The sequence below is a fragment of the Jatrophihabitans cynanchi genome, from assembly GCF_027247405.1.
GTDB lineage: Bacteria > Actinomycetota > Actinomycetes > Mycobacteriales > Jatrophihabitantaceae > Jatrophihabitans_B > Jatrophihabitans_B cynanchi.
The window spans coordinates 322389-337869 of sequence record NZ_CP097463.1; the positions used below are offsets into that span (position 1 = coordinate 322389).

At 71.8% G+C, this 15481-nt stretch carries 18 protein-coding genes; 10 read left to right on the top strand and 8 right to left on the bottom strand.

Annotated features, from left to right (window positions below):
- Nucleotides 1-816, top strand: coding sequence for an Fpg/Nei family DNA glycosylase (locus M6B22_RS01510; protein ID WP_269444001.1), 816 nt, complete (start codon nucleotides 1-3; stop codon nucleotides 814-816).
- Between the two features lie 119 nt (nucleotides 817-935).
- On the opposite strand, the gene M6B22_RS01515 is transcribed toward M6B22_RS01510, so the two are convergent.
- The 5 genes from M6B22_RS01515 to rimO all read right to left on the bottom strand — a co-directional run bounded on the left by M6B22_RS01515 (nucleotide 936) and on the right by rimO (nucleotide 4811).
- Complete coding sequence (locus tag M6B22_RS01515) at nucleotides 936-1478, bottom strand: hypothetical protein (protein ID WP_269444002.1); 543 nt, start codon at nucleotides 1476-1478, stop codon at nucleotides 936-938.
- Nucleotides 1479-1485: 7 nt separating this feature from the next.
- Nucleotides 1486-2139 (bottom strand): TetR family transcriptional regulator, encoded by a 654-nt coding sequence (locus M6B22_RS01520; protein WP_269444003.1) that lies wholly within the window; start codon nucleotides 2137-2139, stop codon nucleotides 1486-1488.
- Between the two features lie 136 nt (nucleotides 2140-2275).
- The gene (locus M6B22_RS01525; protein ID WP_269444004.1) at nucleotides 2276-2623 is read right to left on the bottom strand and encodes a helix-turn-helix domain-containing protein; all 348 of its coding nucleotides are present in this window, start codon (nucleotides 2621-2623) and stop codon (nucleotides 2276-2278) included.
- A 143-nt stretch (nucleotides 2624-2766) separates the two neighbouring features.
- Nucleotides 2767-3417, bottom strand: coding sequence for a CDP-diacylglycerol--glycerol-3-phosphate 3-phosphatidyltransferase (gene pgsA / locus M6B22_RS01530; RefSeq protein ID WP_456237618.1), 651 nt, complete (start codon nucleotides 3415-3417; stop codon nucleotides 2767-2769).
- On the bottom strand, nucleotides 3414-4811 hold the full coding sequence (rimO, locus tag M6B22_RS01535; protein ID WP_269444006.1) for a 30S ribosomal protein S12 methylthiotransferase RimO: 1398 nt from the start codon (nucleotides 4809-4811) through the stop codon (nucleotides 3414-3416). Before rimO ends, pgsA begins: the two co-directional genes overlap by 4 nt.
- Nucleotides 4812-5000: 189 nt before the next feature.
- Between rimO and M6B22_RS01540 the strand changes: the two genes are divergently transcribed.
- The 6 genes from M6B22_RS01540 to M6B22_RS01565 all read left to right on the top strand — a co-directional run bounded on the left by M6B22_RS01540 (nucleotide 5001) and on the right by M6B22_RS01565 (nucleotide 9049).
- Nucleotides 5001-5237: a hypothetical protein gene (locus tag M6B22_RS01540; RefSeq protein ID WP_269444007.1), complete on the top strand. Its 237-nt coding sequence runs from the start codon at nucleotides 5001-5003 to the stop codon at nucleotides 5235-5237.
- A gap of 417 nt (nucleotides 5238-5654) precedes the next feature.
- Entirely contained in the window at nucleotides 5655-6596 is a 942-nt protein-coding gene (locus tag M6B22_RS01545; protein WP_269444008.1) for an MBL fold metallo-hydrolase, read from the top strand.
- Between the two features lie 50 nt (nucleotides 6597-6646).
- A complete protein-coding gene (locus tag M6B22_RS01550; protein WP_269444009.1) occupies nucleotides 6647-7159 on the top strand; it encodes a SigE family RNA polymerase sigma factor in 513 nt (170 codons plus the stop codon).
- Nucleotides 7156-8259, top strand: coding sequence for a hypothetical protein (locus M6B22_RS01555; RefSeq protein ID WP_269444010.1), 1104 nt, complete (start codon nucleotides 7156-7158; stop codon nucleotides 8257-8259). The genes M6B22_RS01550 and M6B22_RS01555 overlap by 4 nt, the downstream gene beginning before the upstream one ends.
- A 29-nt stretch (nucleotides 8260-8288) precedes the next feature.
- Nucleotides 8289-8795 carry an amino-acid N-acetyltransferase gene (locus M6B22_RS01560; protein ID WP_269444011.1) on the top strand — a complete coding sequence of 169 codons (507 nt, stop codon included), beginning with the start codon at nucleotides 8289-8291 and terminating at the stop codon, nucleotides 8793-8795.
- A 71-nt stretch (nucleotides 8796-8866) separates the two neighbouring features.
- Nucleotides 8867-9049, top strand: coding sequence for a hypothetical protein (locus M6B22_RS01565; protein WP_269444012.1), 183 nt, complete (start codon nucleotides 8867-8869; stop codon nucleotides 9047-9049).
- Between the two features lie 23 nt (nucleotides 9050-9072).
- On the opposite strand, the gene M6B22_RS01570 is transcribed toward M6B22_RS01565, so the two are convergent.
- The 3 genes from M6B22_RS01570 to thyX all read right to left on the bottom strand — a co-directional run bounded on the left by M6B22_RS01570 (nucleotide 9073) and on the right by thyX (nucleotide 13299).
- Nucleotides 9073-11424, bottom strand: a complete 2352-nt coding sequence (locus M6B22_RS01570; protein WP_407935617.1) for an FtsK/SpoIIIE family DNA translocase — start codon at nucleotides 11422-11424, stop codon at nucleotides 9073-9075.
- Between the two features lie 201 nt (nucleotides 11425-11625).
- Nucleotides 11626-12522, bottom strand: coding sequence for a 4-hydroxy-tetrahydrodipicolinate synthase (dapA, locus tag M6B22_RS01575; protein WP_269444014.1), 897 nt, complete (start codon nucleotides 12520-12522; stop codon nucleotides 11626-11628).
- A 24-nt stretch (nucleotides 12523-12546) separates the two neighbouring features.
- Nucleotides 12547-13299: an FAD-dependent thymidylate synthase gene (gene thyX / locus M6B22_RS01580; protein ID WP_269444015.1), complete on the bottom strand. Its 753-nt coding sequence runs from the start codon at nucleotides 13297-13299 to the stop codon at nucleotides 12547-12549.
- Between the two features lie 144 nt (nucleotides 13300-13443).
- Here thyX and M6B22_RS01585 point away from each other — a divergent pair, with 144 nt between their 5' ends.
- From M6B22_RS01585 to M6B22_RS01595, 3 genes are all read left to right on the top strand, one after another.
- Nucleotides 13444-13965: a hypothetical protein gene (locus M6B22_RS01585; protein ID WP_269444016.1), complete on the top strand. Its 522-nt coding sequence runs from the start codon at nucleotides 13444-13446 to the stop codon at nucleotides 13963-13965.
- A gap of 16 nt (nucleotides 13966-13981) precedes the next feature.
- Nucleotides 13982-14788: a DUF4097 family beta strand repeat-containing protein gene (locus M6B22_RS01590; RefSeq protein ID WP_269444017.1), complete on the top strand. Its 807-nt coding sequence runs from the start codon at nucleotides 13982-13984 to the stop codon at nucleotides 14786-14788.
- 82 nt (nucleotides 14789-14870) lie between these two features.
- Nucleotides 14871-15446 (top strand): dienelactone hydrolase family protein, encoded by a 576-nt coding sequence (locus M6B22_RS01595; protein ID WP_269444018.1) that lies wholly within the window; start codon nucleotides 14871-14873, stop codon nucleotides 15444-15446.
- Nucleotides 15447-15481 lie beyond the last annotated feature (35 nt).

A 15481-nucleotide genomic window follows, 5' to 3' on the forward strand; every position in this document is an offset into this window, starting at 1 on the left:
GTGCCCGAGGGTGACACCGTCTGGCTGACTGCGCGCCGGCTGGACCAGGCGCTCGCGACGCGCATGATCACGGTCGCCGAGCTGCGGGTGCCGCAACTGGCCACCGTCGACCTGCTCGGGCACACCGTGTTGCAGGTCCTCGCCCGCGGCAAGCACATCCTGACCCGGCTCAGCGGCGGCCTGACCCTGCACAGCCACCTGAGGATGGACGGGTCCTGGTACCTGTGCCGCGCTGGTGAGCGTCCCCGCGGCCATCCGGGGCACCTGATCCGGGCACAGCTCGGCAACACCGAATGGCTGGCCACCGGGTACCGCGTCCACGACCTGCGGCTGGTCCGCACCGAAGAGGAGGGCGGCCTCGTCGGCCATCTCGGCCCTGATCTGCTCGGCCCGGATTGGGATCCCGAGGAGGCGGTGCGCCGGCTGCGCAGCGAGCCGGACCGGCCGATCGGCGAGGCGCTGCTCGAGCAGCGGAACCTCGCCGGGATCGGCAATCTGTACAAGAGCGAGGTGCTCTTCCTGGCCGGGGTGAATCCGTGGGCTCCGGTCGGTGTGGTGCCGGATCTGCTCGGGCTGGTCAGCCGCGCCCAGCGGCTGCTGTACGCGAACCGCGAGCACCCGGAACAGTCGACCACAGGGATGCTGGCGCGCGGCCGGGCGCACTGGGTGTACGAGCGGGCCGGCGAGCCGTGCCTGCGCTGCCGCACCCCGATCAGACGCGAGCTGCAGGGTGTCGCGCCGCGGCAGCGCAGCAGCTTCTGGTGCCCGACCTGCCAGCCGGCCCCGTCGGCCCCGTCACCTCCGTCACCTCGTTGAGTGGCGGTTTGTCGCGTGAGTGGCGACCTACAAGCCGCCACTGAACGCGTAAGTCGCCACTCAACGGGGCGGGGCGGGGCGGGACGGGTCGGGCGGGGCGGTGTGCGGCGGGGCGGCGGTCAAGGCGGGGAGCGGTGTTCGCGCAGCGCTTCGGCCACCAGCCGCTTGCGTTCGAGCTCCTCCAGCCGGGCCAGCAGCGCGACCTGCTCGTGCAGCGCGGCGCCGAGCCGGCGCCGGTTCTTGGTCAGCAGCGCCCGGGTGCGCTCGGTGTTCTCCCGTGCCCCGGCCTCGATCGTGTCCAGCTGCGCGCCGGACGCGGCGACCACGTCCAGTTGTGAGCGCAACCCGTCAGCGGTGCGCTGATACGCCTCGGCAGCCGCCTCCCCCGCCTCCGCCGCCTCCCCTGCGTCCCCCGCCTCCGCCCGCGCCGAGTCGGCGGCGCGCTGCGCGGCTGTGGCCGCGACCGCGATCTGCTCGGCCGCCTCGGCAAGGGCGCGGCGCTGCAATTGAATCTCGTGCTCGACCCGGGCGACGCCGGCGTACGCGCTGCCGGCGCGGCGATCCAGGTCCTGTTGCTGCTTGCGGATCGTCCGGATGGCCCGCATGATCGCGGCCCGCGGGTCCTGCTCGGGCGTGCCTCGGCGGAACGGTCGGCGCCGCACCGGCCGCTCAGGCCGTCCGGGCGGTCTCGGCGCTGCTCGCGGCGGCCGGGGCGTCGGGCAGCCCGGCGAGCACGATGGCGAGATCGTCGGCGACCGCAGCCGCGCTCGCCGGGGTGAGCAGGTAGGAGGCGAGCCAGCGCAGCACCGTGTCGGTGCCTGCTCGGCCGCCGCGCGTCAGGGCCCCCGCCACTCCTTCGCGGGCCAGCCGCCAGCCCTCGGCCGAGGTGTCGACGCACCCGAGCCGGGCGAGCGTGGCCGGTTCGATCCGGGCCAGGGTACGCAGCACGGGGTGGTGCGCGAGCTCGTTCGCGGCACCGGCCAGGGCGTCCGGCAACGGCAGCGGGGCGAGCCGGGCGATCAGACCGCTGACCTCGTCCTGCACGAGCGCCGCGAGCACCGCTTCGCGGGTGCGGAAGTGGTTGTAGAGCGTGGCCTTCGCGACCCCGGCGGCGGCCGCCACCTGCGCCATCGTGATCTTGGTGCCGCTGACCTCGACCGCGCGCCGGGCCCCGTCCAGCAGGGCGGCACGGGTGCGGTTCATGGCGTTTCCGGCGCGCGAGCGGGTGCCGGCCTCGCGGACCGGCGCGGCCGACGCGATCGCCGGCGACACCGTGGTGGGGCGGAACAGCGTGTCGAACAGCGGGTCGCGGGGCGTGCTCATCGCGGGGTGCACCTCATGGCGCGAACGTACCGCCGGTTGCGGCCGGCCCGCGTGCAGCGCGCGGCGTGGCGCAGCAGATCGTGACGGATGTGACGGCTGTGACGAACTGTGTGGAGCGGGCGCCGGTGCGGCGGACTCAGGCGGCGACGTGCGCGCGTACCTGCGGGCCGGAATCGCCCATCGGCGCGGTGCTGATCCGCGCGGCGCCGGAGCCTGGGATCGCGGCGACCCGGCCGGCGTAGGCCAGCTTCTCCTCGCGGCGCAGCGTGGCGCTGACCTGCTGGAACAGCTCGGACAGCTCGATGTCCAGGGCGCCGCAGATCGCGGCGAGCAGCTCGGACGACGGCTCCTTCTGGCCGCGTTCGACCTCGGACAGGTAGCCCAGGCTCACCCGCGCGCTGGCCGAGACCTCGCGCAGCGTCCGGCGCTGGCGCATCCGCAGGCCACGGAGGGTCTCACCCACCACCTGACGCAGTACCGGCATGTGCACCCCTCCTTGGACGCGGGTCGGATCGATGAGTCAGGTTGTTCACGCTACCTGGCGGGAGCAACCGGGGTGTGCGGCGAGCGGCTGCGTCCGCTCTCAGCGAACGTAACGATCGGCGAGCGCTCGCCATTCCTGAGCGCTCAGGCGGTGCTGGCCCTCCGCGCGCGGCCGACCCGGCGCAGGTCGACGGCCCGCTTGACGTAGTCGGCGCCCGTGGCAAGCGCGACCGCGATCGCGGCGACCATCACGACCCAGGCGATGTCCCGCAACCAGCCCCACGGCGGCAGCACGAACAGCCCGATGGCCACGCCCTGCAGCAGGGTCTTGAGCTTGCCGCCGCGACTGGCCGCGATCACCCCGTGCCTGATCACCCAGAAGCGCAGCAGGGTGACCCCGATCTCGCGGATCAAGATCACCACGGTGACCCACCACGGCAGGTCACCGAGCATGGACAGCCCGATCAGCGAGGCCCCGACCAGGGCCTTGTCGGCGATCGGGTCGGCAAGCTTGCCGAACTCGGTGATCAGACCGCGACGGCGGGCGATCTCACCGTCCAGCCGGTCGGTGACGCTGGCAAGCGCGAACACCGCCCACGCGATGACCCGCCACAGCGTGTCGTCCCCGCCGCGGGCGAACAGCGCGAGCAGGAAGATCGGGACGAGGGCCAGCCGGAACACGGTGAGCCCGTTCGCCAGGTTCCACGTCGATACCGCGCTCGGCGGGTCGGCGATCGGATCGTCCGGAAGCGGCGTACGCGGTCGCAGCACGCCGTCGGTGCGTGGCGGCTTCACCACGGCTGGCCGTCCGGACGGGCGATCAGGTCGATGCCCTCCGTCGCGGTGACCAGGGCCGGCACGATCCGGCCGCGCGCGGCGTTCGATCCGGCGGTGAGCGTTGTCGTGCCGTCGGTATCGGGGCCCTGGTGGACGGCTCGACCGACGAGCTCGCCGTCGACAACGGACTCGACCAGCACCTCGACGCGGGTACCCAGCCGGTCCTCGGCGCGCTGGGACATCAGCTCTTCGGCGAGCGCGCTCACCTGCTCGACGCGGGCCGCGATCTCGGCCGCGTCCAGCTTGCCGTCGTAGGTGGCGGCCTGCGTGCCGTCCTCGTCGGAGTAGCCGAACACACCGACCACGTCCAGCCGCGCCCCGGTCAGGAACCGCTCGAGTTCGGCAACGTCGGCCTCGGACTCGCCGGGGAACCCGACGATGACGTTGCTGCGCGCCCCTGCGTCCGGGACGAGCTCCCGCACCCGGCCGAGCAGCTGGAGGAACGCCTCGGTCGAGCCGAAGCGCTTCATTCGGCGCAGCACCGGCGCGCTGGCGTGCTGGAAGGACAGGTCGAAGTAGGGCGCGACGCCCGGCGTTCCGGCGATCGCGGCCAGCAGCGATGGCCGCAGCTCGGCCGGCTGCAGGTAGGAGACGCGGATGCGCTCGATGCCGTCGACGGCGGCCAGATCCGGCAGCAGCGACTCCAGCGCCCGCAGGTCGCCGAGATCCTTGCCGTAGGACGTGGAGTTCTCGCTCACCAGCACCAGTTCGCGAACACCCGACTCGGCGAGCCAGCGCGCCTCGCCAAGCAGGTCCTGCTGCGGCCGCGAGACGAACGAGCCGCGGAAAGAGGGGATCGCGCAGAACGAGCAGCGCCGGTCGCACCCGGAGGCGAGCTTGAGGTACGCGGTGGGCGAGTCGTCCAGCCGCTTGCGGGCCATTCCCGAAGGCAGCCAGGCGTGTCCGGGGACGGCCACCTCCGCCACCGCGGCCGGCCGGTGCGCCGGGGCCACCGGCAGCAGGGTGCGGCGATCCCGCGGTGTGTGCGCGGGTACCGGACGTCCGGCGGCGAGATCGTCCAATCGCGCCGCGATGTCGGCGTACGAGTCGAACCCGAGAACTGCATCCGCCTCCGGCAGCGAGGCAGCCAGTTCGGCGCCGTACCGCTCGGCGAGGCAACCGACGGCGACCACCTTCTTGCCGCTCTCGGCCGCAGCGAGCACGGTGTCGATAGAGTCCTTCTTGGCCGAGTCGATGAACCCACAGGTGTTGATCACCACGACGTCGGCGTCGTCCCCGTCGGTCACAGTCCAGCCACCGGCCCCGAGCCGCCCGGCCAGCTCCTCGGAGTCGACCTCGTTACGGGCACAGCCCAGGGTGACGAGGGCGACGGAGCGGGAGGGGGACGGCACCTGTGCAGGTTACCCGCGCGACTGCAACACTTCGGCTGCCCGACCGCGTCGCAGGGAGCGTGATCACCGGGCCCGAGCGCTGCGCGGACGACCGGCCGGGTTCGGCACGTCGACCCGAACACGACCGACACTGATACCGAGCCGACACCGGGCGCCATCACGCGCGAGCTCGAGCAGCGCGCCGGCACGGTGACCGTCGACGCAATTGCGGGGACCTTCGTGTTCTTCCATCGGTACGACGTGTCCGACGCGATCGAGGTGCTGGACACCCGGTCCGGTTCGATCGCGACGACCGGCCTGTGCACGACCGGCGTGGCCGGGTCCGGCTACGGCGTCGCCTATTTCGGCGGCGCACTCGCCTCGACCGGCGGGCCGGCGCCGCTGCGTGTCATCGACACCCGCAACCTGCCTCGGATCGCGTGTTGAGCGACATGTTCAGCAGGTGAGCGAGTTCTTGCGTGGCGTGCTGCGGACGTTTCCCGCGACCGGCACCGCGGAAGTCGACGTCTCGGCCCTGCCCGGCCTCGGCCGCTAACACGGCTCATGCGTCTTGCTGTATCGGGCTCTGCATGCACAGTTGCGCGCAGAGCACGAAATTCCAGCGCACAGGTCCGGGCACATCGGGCTCTGCATGCACAGTTGCGCGCAGAGCCCGATTGGTCTGCACGACGGTGGGCATGCGGGATGCCGACTGGGGCCGTTGCTCGCGCACCGCCACGGCGGAGCACCGTGCCGCGCTGCGCGCTGGCAGCACCGTGCCGTGCTGCGCGCTGGCGGCGGCGCCGCGTGTCGTAGACACCAGCAACCTGCCCCTGATCGAGTGTCGAACGATACGTTCAGCAGGTGAGCGAATTCCTGCAGAACGTGCTGCGGACGCTGCCGGCGACCGCCACCGGGCTGACCCGGCCGCGGCAGCCGACCGGCGCGGAACTGGCCGACCTGCGCAGCACCGAACCGCCGCCGGCCGAGGGCGGCGTCCGGGTACGCGCGCTGGTGCAGACGCAGTGGGACGCCCCGACGGCAGGCGTGATCGAGGGCCGGTTCCGTCCGGCGACGACACGGATGGCGATCGGGGCATTCGTCGTCGAGCACAAGTCGGCGACCTTCCTCGCCGACGCCGGGATCTGCGCCGACGCGCACACCCGGCACCTGTCCGACATGCCGGCCCTGGCGCGCAAGGTGCTCGCCGGGCCGCCGCCGCGGCTCGGCCTCGCCGGCGCGCTGCACGAGACGGGAATCGACCCGGCCACATTGCAGTTCGCGTTGCTCACCCATGTGCACTGGGATCACGTTTCCGGCCTTGCCGAACTGCCCGAACTGCCGGCGCGGATCAGCGCGGCGGAACTGGAGACGGTCGCGCGCGTCCGTGACTCGGACGCCGCCGCTCCGCCCGGGTTCTCGCGCGCGTCGCTGCAGGGCGTGCGCTTCGAGGCGGTCACACTCGACGGACCGCCGATGCTGTCCTTCCCGTCGAGCCATGACGTGTTCGGCGACGGCACCGTTCTGCTGTGCGATCTGTCCGGCCACACGCCAGGGCACGTCGGGATCCTGCTGACGCTGCGCTCCGGACGGCGGCTGCTGCTCGCCGGGGACGCGGTCTGGAACAGCGCGCAACTCAAGCCGCCGCGTCAGCGTCCGGCCACTGCCCGGCTCGCCGACACCGAGCCGGACGCCGCGTGGCGTACGGTGGTCCGGCTGTCCAGGGTGCCGGCCGGAATCACCGTGGTGCCGGCGCACGATCACGACCTGATCGCGGCGACCTTCGGCGACGACTGGCTGGAGTGACTGCAGCGGATCGGCCTGCTCATCGCGTCCTGACTGATGTGGGAGCACCGGTGCTCGGGACCTGGGAGGGCACGCTGCGCGGCGACCAGACCCTCGCGGACTTCGCGGCCGAGCAGTCGGTCGCGCTGACCCGCTTCGCCTACCTGCTCTGTGGCGACCGCCAGCGTGCGGAGGATCTGGTGCAGGATGCGTTCCTCGCGCTGCACCGCCGCTTCGGGGGCACCCTGAGCCTGGCCGCGCCCGTCGCCTACGCCCGCAAGGCGATCGTCAACGCCCACATCTCCCAGTCGCGCAAGCGATCAGCGTCCGAACGGGTCACCGACAGCGTGCCCGACGCCCCCGCGCCGGCCGCGGACCGGTTCGAGCAGGACGCCATGTGGCACGCGCTCCAGGGCCTGCCCGAGCGCCAGAGAGCGGTGCTGGTGCTGCGCTACTACCTCGACCTTTCCGACCCTCAGATCGCCACCACGCTCGGTTGCCGCGAGGGGACGGTGCGCAGCCTGGCCGCGCGCGGCTTCGCCGCCCTGCGGCGGCTGCCCGAGTTCAGCAAGGACGGGCCATGAACGACGACCAGATCGGCGAGGTGCTGCGAAAGACGCTGGCCGCGCGCGCCGCGACCGTGACGCAGGGAGCGCCGTGGGACGAGGATGAGGAGCCACCGGACATTGCGCCGTATCGGCATTGCCGCGTGCGCTGGTTGGCGCCGCTGGCCGCCGCCGCGGTCGTGCTCACCGTCGTCGGTGTCACGTTCGCCCTACGTGGCAAGGACGAGCAGTCGGCACCGCCGCTGCCTGGCGCGGTGGAGCAGCCAGCGGTCCCGGCCGGGATGAAGCCGGTCGACGCCCTCGGCGTCGAGATCTTCGTACCCCGCACCTTCGGGATCGACAACCCGTGCGCAGGCGGAACCAAGGTGCTCCGGCCGATTCCCACCTCGAGCTTGTGCCCGGGGCCGCAGCAGTCCGTACCGCTCGTTCGCATCACGACACCGCAAGGCCATCCCGGCTCGAACAGCTGCGCCCACCCGATCAGGTTGGACCGCGAGCCTGCCTGCCCGATGAGCGCGGCTTCAACCGGTCGATCCGGCCCCACGAGCACCACCCTGATCTGGCCGAAGCACGGCGCACAGTTGACAGTGGCGAACCTCGACAGCAAAGCCACCATGCAGATCCTGCGCAGCGCCCACGCGGTACCCGTCGACCGCAACGGCTGCCGGGCGACGAACACCGACCTCGATCGCGCGCTGCCGCGGAACATCCCGGACCCGGCGAACATCCAGCTCCACGGCCTGCCGTTGCCCACGAGCGGCCTGGACCGGATGAGCGTGTGCTGGTACATCTCCAATCGACTCGCTGCATCCGCACAGGTCGGCGGCGCCGGTGGCCGGCACATCGCACAGACGGTCAATGCGCTGCTTCCGAAATGGCCGGCACCGCAGCCACAGCCAAACCTGCCGTCCTGCGACCAGGTCGACCGTCATGACGGCGTGCAGCTAATAGCCCACACGCGCGCCGGCGATGTCGAGGCCATCGCGCAGCTCGCAGCCTGCAATGGCCAGCGCACCGTCAATGCCGGAAGCCGGGCCGTACTCGTCGAGCCCGAACTCGCCGCTGCGCTGGCCAGGGCCACCGGCATTCCCTTTGCCGACGGCTACCCCGCCAACTGATCAGGCGGGCCGGCGATACCGTTCTGGGCGTGCCCGATACCGTGCTCGTCCGCCGCGCCCGCACTCCCGACGTCCCCGCCGTCAAGGCGATCGTGGACATCTACGCCGGGTCCGGACGACGCCTGCTCGCCAAAGAGCTCGTCACGCTGTACGAGGACGTGCAGGACTTCCTGGTCGCCGAGCTGAACGGGACCGTGGTCGGCTGCGGCGCACTGCACGTGCTGTGGTCCGACCTCGGCGAGGTGCGCACCCTGGCGGTGCACCCCGAGCACGTCAAGCAGCGCATCGGCGCCGTGCTGATCGACCGGCTGATCGACACCGCGCGCGAACTGGGCCTGTCCCGGCTGTTCGCGCTGACCTTCCACGTCGACTTCTTCGCCCGGCACGGCTTCCACCCCATCGAGAGCGCCCCGGTCGACCCGGACACCTATGACGCGCTGCGCCGCTCGTACGACCCGGGCGTGGCCGAGTTCCTGGGCCTGGAGTACGTCAAGCCGAACACGCTCGGCAACACCCGGATGCTGCTTCACCTTTAACAAAAGTACCGCGCGCCTCACGTGTCACAGCCGCCTCAACAGCTAGCGTCTGCCCCACGGAGGTGATCACCGTGACCACTGTGGATCGCGTCGAGTTCCGGGCGTGGCCGCCAGCGTCGGCTGCCACGCCGGCGACCGTCGGCACGCATGCCGCGACCGACGAGGAGCTGTACGTCGGCAGGCACCGCAAGCCAGGAGCCAGGGCGCTGTCCCTGCTCCGGATGTTCTACAGCCCGCGCCACCGCGCCGGCTGAACCGCACCGCGCAGCGAGAACCCTCAGAGGGCGCCGGTCTCGGCGCCCTCTTCGCTGTCCTCGTCGGGTTCCTCGTCCTCGTCGGCTGCGACCAGGTCGTCGGCGCTACCGCCGTTGCGCAGCGCGTACAGCAGGCCGGCCAGCTCGTCCGGCATGACCAGCACCTCGCGCGCCTTGGACCCTTCCGACGGGCCGACGATCGAACGCGACTCCATCAGGTCCATCAGCCGGCCCGCCTTGGCGAAGCCGACCCGCAGTTTGCGCTGCAGCATCGACGTCGAGCCGAACTGGGTGGAGACGACCAGCTCGACCGCCGACAGGAACAGGTCTAGGTCGTCGCCGATGTCCTCGTCGATCTCCTTCTTGGCCACTGCCGGCGCCGTGACGTCCTCGCGGTAGCTGGGCTGCAACTGCCCCTTGCAGTGCTCGACGATCGAGCGGATCTCCACGTCGGTGACGAACGCCCCCTGCATGCGGGCGGGCTTGGACGCGCCCATCGGCAGGAACAACGCGTCGCCCTTGCCCAGCAGTTTCTCCGAGCCGGGCTGGTCCAGGATGACCCGTGAGTCGGTGACCGAGGAGGTCTTGAAGCCCAGCCGTGACGGCACGTTCGCCTTGATCAGCCCGGTGACGACGTCGACGGACGGCCGTTGGGTGGCGATCACCAGGTGGATACCGGCGGCGCGGGCCAGCTGGGTGATCCGCACGATCGCGTCCTCGACGTCGCGCGGCGCGACCATCATCAGGTCGGCCAGCTCGTCGACGATCACCAGCAGGTAGGGATATGCGCTGTAGACGCGCTCCGAGCCGGGCGGCGCGACCAGCTCGCCGTTGACGACCTTCTTGTTGAAGTCGTCGATGTGCCGCGTGCCCGAGTGCTCCATGTCCTCGTAGCGCATGTCCATCTCGCGCACGACCCACTGCAGGGCGTCGGCGGCTTTCTTCGGGTTCGTGATCACCGGGGTGACCAGGTGTGGGATCCCTTGGTAGGCGGCGAATTCGACTCGTTTGGGGTCGACCAGGACCATGCGCACCTGCTCGGGCGTGGCGCGGGTCAGGATCGAGAGGATCAGCGTGTTGATGCAGCTCGACTTGCCCGCCCCGGTCGCGCCGGCGACGAGCAGGTGCGGCATCTTGGTCAGGTTCGCGACGACGAAGCCGCCCTCGACGTCCTTGCCGAGCGCGACCAGCATCGGATGGTGATCGCGCTGCGCCACCGAGCTGCGCAGCACGTCGCCGAGCATGACGATCTCCGGGTCGGCGTTGGGGATCTCCACGCCGACCGCGCTCTTGCCGGGGATCGGCGACAGGATCCGCACGTCGGCGCTCTTGACCGCGTAGGCGATGTTGCGGGTCAGGTTGGTGATCCGCTCCACTTTTACGCCCGGCCCGAGTTCGACCTCGTAGCGGGTGACGGTCGGCCCGCGGTTGAAGCCAGTGACGGCGCAGTCGACGTCGAACTCGGTGAACACCTGGGTGAGCGAGGCGATCACCTCGTCGTTCGCGCGGGTGTGCTCCATGTGCGGGGCGCCCTGGGCGAGCGTGGCCAGCGACGGGAGGGTGTACAGGCCGCCGCCGTTGCTCAGCTCCAGCTGCAGCGGCGCGTTGATCGGCGGCAGGTCGTCCTCGACGATCTTGGGCTTGCGCGGCTTGCGCGGCCGGGGCAGCGGCTCGTCGAGGTCCGCTGTCGGCTCGTCGAGGTCGGACAGCTCGCTCAGATCGGTGGTTTCGGTCAGGTCGCTGTCGGCCGGCGCCCGACGCAGCCGGCGGCGCGCCTTCGGTTGCACCGGCTGCTCGACGAAGTCGGCCTCGTCATCGGCGGCTGCGTCACTGGAACGGCCGGTGACCAGCTCGCGGACGTACCCGGCGATCGCGCTGATCGGCGTCGCCGTGACGACCAGGATGCCGAACGCGCCGACGATCAGCAGCAGCGGCACCGCGATCGCGGCGGACAGCCCGCTCGCGAGCGGTTGCGCGGCCAGCGCGCCGATGAGCCCGCCGGCGTGATCACGCCCGTGCGAGCTGCCCGGCGAGCCGGCCCAGAGGTCGAACAGCCCCAGCACCGAGAGCGTGACCGCAGTCGTTCCCACGACCAACCGGCCGCGCGACCCGGGTTCGGGTGCCTGCCGCAACAGATGCGCCCCGGACGCGAGCAGTACGACAGGCAGCAGCAGCGCGCCGTTGCCGGCCAGCAACCGGCACAGCGAGGTCAGGCCGCGCCCGAGCGGGCCGGCGGCGGCGAACCACATCGCCATCACGCTGATCAGACCGACGGCGAGCACGCCCAGCGCGAGGCCGTCGCGGCGGTGCTCGGCCTCCAGGTCGCGTGCGGTGGCGGCGTTGCGGCCGACGGCGCGCGCGAGGCTGCCCAGCATCGCGGCGAGCGCCCGCCAGATCGCCGCGAGCGCCCGGCCGAGCAGGGCGAACGGGACCAGGTAGCCGGGCGTGCGCCGCCCGGCTGCCGGTTTGCGGGCAGGGGCTCGCGTGCGTGTTGCGGTTGCCACCGGAAAACCCTAACCCTGAACTCGACCGTTATCAGGGAGTTCCGGACGGTGTCGCGGCCGGGCGTCCCGTGGTCAGAGGTCGGCGGCGGCCAGATCCTGGCGCAGGTGGCTCAGCTCATGCTCGGTCGCGTCCACCAGCGGCAGCCGCACCGGCCCGACGTCCATGCCCCGGTCCCGCAGCCCGGCCTTGACCAGAATGGTGCCCTGAGTGCGGAAGATCCCGGTGTAGATCGGCAGCAGCCTGCGGTGCAGGGCGAGCGCCTCGGCCACCTCGCCGCGCTCGAACGCGCCGATCATCGCCTTGGTCGCCGCCCCGGAGAAGTGCGTGGACGTGCCGACCACCCCGACGCCCCCGACCGACAGCAGCGGCAGCGTCATCGCGTCATCGCCGCTGTAGTACGCCAGGGACGTCTCGGCCATCACCCGAGCGGATCCCGGCAGGTCGCCCTTCGCGTCCTTGACCGCCACGATGCGCTCGTGCTCGGCCAGCGCGATCAACGTCTCGGTCGCGATCGGCACGCCACTTCGGCCGGGGATGTCGTAGAGCACGATCGGCAACTCGGTCGCGTCGGCGACGGCCCGGAAGTGTGCGAGCAGGCCGGCCTGCGGCGGCTTGGAGTAGTAGGGCGTGACCACCAGCAGCCCGTGCGCGCCGGACTTCGCGGCCTGCTCCGCGACGGCGATGGTGTGCACGGTGTCGAACGTGCCGACGCCGGCGACGATGTGCGCGCGGTCGCCCACCGCGTCGACGACCGCGCGCACCAGGTCGGCCTTCTCGGCGTCCGACGTCGTAGGCGACTCGCCGGTCGTGCCGTTGATCACCAGCCCGTCGTTGCCCTGCTCGTCGACCAGGTAGGCGGCCAGTTCGACCGCCCTGCCGAGATCGAGGCCGCCCGCCACGTCGAACGGGGTGACCATGGCGGTGAGCAGGCGACCGAACGGGCGGGCCGGGTCAGCAGCAGCGGGCATGGGCCAAAAATACCGCGTGGCGCCTCAGGATTCGGTGACCAGCGGGCTGGAGGCGACCTCGGTGCCGTCCGGCAGGGCGGTGATCTCGAAGTCGGCGAACGCGTTCGGGGCGATCCGGCGCAGTTCGCGCAGCACGGCGACCGCGAATGCCCGGATCTCCACGTCGGCGTGCTCCGACGCGCGCATGCCGATGACGTGCCGCCAGGCACGGTAGTTGCCGGTGACCACGAGCTTGGTCTCGGTCGCGTTCGGCAGCACCGCGCGTGCTGCCTGCCGGGCCTGCTTGCGGCGCAGGGTGGCGTCCGGCGACCCGGCCAGCCGCTCCTCCAGGCCGGCCAGCAGCTCGCGGTAGGCCGTGCCGGTCGCCTCGGTGGCGGCCGCGAATCGTTCGTGCAGCACCGGGTCGGCGGCGATCACGTCCGGCTCCACGACCTCGCCGGCGCCCATCGCGACGTACCGCTGGGACAGCTGGGAGAAGGACAGGTGGCGGTGCCGCACCAGTTCGTGGGTGAGCGAGCGGGACACGCCCGTCACGTAGAAGCTGGCGGTGCCGTGCTCGAGCACCGACAGGTGACCGACATCCAGGATGTGCCGCAGGTAGGTGGCGTTGGTGGCGGTGGCCGGGTTCGGTTTGGACCAGGACTGGTAGCAGGCCCGCCCGGCGAACTCACTGAGCGCCTGGCCGCCGTCCGCGTCGGTCTCCCACGGGACGTCCGGCGGCGGCTCGAAGTGGGTCCAGGCGATCGGCACCACGCGCAGCTGAGCCGGTTCCGGCACGGCGGGCTGCACCTCCTCGACCGCCGGGCGCGCTGACTCGCCCGGCGTCCTCACCCTAGCCGCCGGCCGCGGGAGGGCAGGACGGACCAGCATGACGCCGAGTAGACGTTGCGGTGGCGCCGTGAGTGATGTCATGATGACATCATGCATCTGGACGACTACGTACGGCAAGTACACGACCAGCTCGGCGCGGCGGCGGCCCTCGGTGACGAGCGGACCCAGCAGATCGCCGGGACCCTGGCCGCCGGGGCCGCCCCGGCGATGCGGCTCGCGATCATGAACGCGCTCGGCGCGGCGGCCGACGAGATCACCGCGGCACTGCTCGACTCCCCCGGCTCGCCGACGGTCTCGGTGCGGCTCGACGGCGACGACGTGCGGGTCGAGGTGACGGCCGCACCCCCCGAGCCCGCCGCGGCCCGCGCGGACGACGGCGACGCGACCGCCCGCATCTCGCTGCGGCTGTCCGAGGCCCTCAAGGCAGAGGTCGAGGAGGCCGCGGGCCGCGACGGCGTCTCGGTGAACACCTGGCTGGTGCGCGCTGCGAACAGCGCGCTCAGCCCGACCTGGCCGACCTGGCCGGGCGGTCCCGACTTCGGTGCGCGCGGCGGCCAGGCCGGCCGGCGTGCCACCAACGTCCACCGGGTCACCGGCTGGATCAACGGCTAGCAGCAGGAGACGACAAATGACGACGAAGACCTTTCCGCTGACCGGCCCGATCAACCTGCAGGCGCGGGTCGGCCGCGGCAGCCTCACCGTCCACGCCCTGGACGAGCTGACCGAGGCGCGGGTATTGATCACCCCGCGCCGTAAGGGATCGGACGTCGCGGAGCGCTACACGATCGAACTCAACGGCCCCACCCTGTCGGTGCTCGGTCCGCGCGAGGGCGGCATCTTCGACCTGCCGATCTTCGGCACCCGCGGCAACGAGGCGGTCGACGTGGTGATCGACGTGCCCAGTGGCACCGCGGTCAAGCTGAGCACGTTCTCCGCGGACGTCGTGGTCAGCGGACGGGTCGGTGGCGCCGACATCGCCACCGGATCGGCGAACATCACGGCCGAGCACGTCGACGGCGACCTGCGAGTGCGCTACGGCAGCGGGAACTGCAAGGTCATACGGGTGACCGGCTCGGTCGAGGCACGCTCGGGTGCCGGGCGCGCCCAGTTCGGCTCGATCGACGGCTCGTTGAACAGTGCGTGCGGCAGCGGCGAGTTGCGGGTGCAGGAGGTGCACGGCTCGGTGCGCAGCCGGTCGGGTTCGGGCAGCGCCTCGCTCGAGACGGTGCACGGCGACGTCGATCTGGCCAGCGGATCCGGCCCGATGAGCATCGGCCTGCCCGCCGGCCGGCCCGCGCGCCTGGACGTCACCACCGGCTCGGGCCAGGTCAGCTCCGACCTGCCGATCGAGGACGCGCCGCGCGGCACCGGTGAGCCGATCATGGTGCGGGCGCGCACCGGCAGTGGGGACATTCGGCTGTACCGCGCCGCATAGTCCGAGGCGTTGTCGGCACCGTGCGCAACAGTCAGGGCCTTCGCCGGGCGAACCGCGCCCGCCTCGGCTGAAGGGCAACCGCATGGCCACCGTCGTGCTGTTCCACCACGTGCAGGGGCTGACGCCCGGTGTCACCGGGTTCGCCGACACGCTGCGCGCCGCCGGGCACACCGTGCACACCCCAGATCTGTTCGCGGGGCGCACCTTCGAGAGCATCGAGGCGGGCATGGCCTTCGTCGAACAGACCGGCTTCGACGAGATCTCCGGGCGCGGGGTGAAGGCGGCCGAGAACCTGCCGGCGGACGCCGTCTACGCGGGCTTCTCGCTGGGCGTCATCCCGGCACAGCGCCTGGCCCAGACCCGGCCGGGCGCGCGCGGCGCGCTGCTGTTCCATTCGTGCGTCCCGACATCGATGTTCGGCGCCTGGCCGGACGGCGTGCCGGCACAGATCCACGCGATGGACGCCGACCCGTTCTTCGTCGACGAGGGTGACATCGAGGCGGCGCGAGCCCTGATCGAAGAGGCCGAGAACGCGCAACTGTTCCTCTATCCCGGATCGGCGCACCTGTTCGCCGACGCGTCGCTGCCCTCCTACGACGCGGCTGCCGCCCAGTTGCTCACCCAGCGGGTGCTCGAGTTCCTCGCCGCCGCAGGCTGATCGCGACGCCCGCACGGTCCCGGCGCGGGAACCCG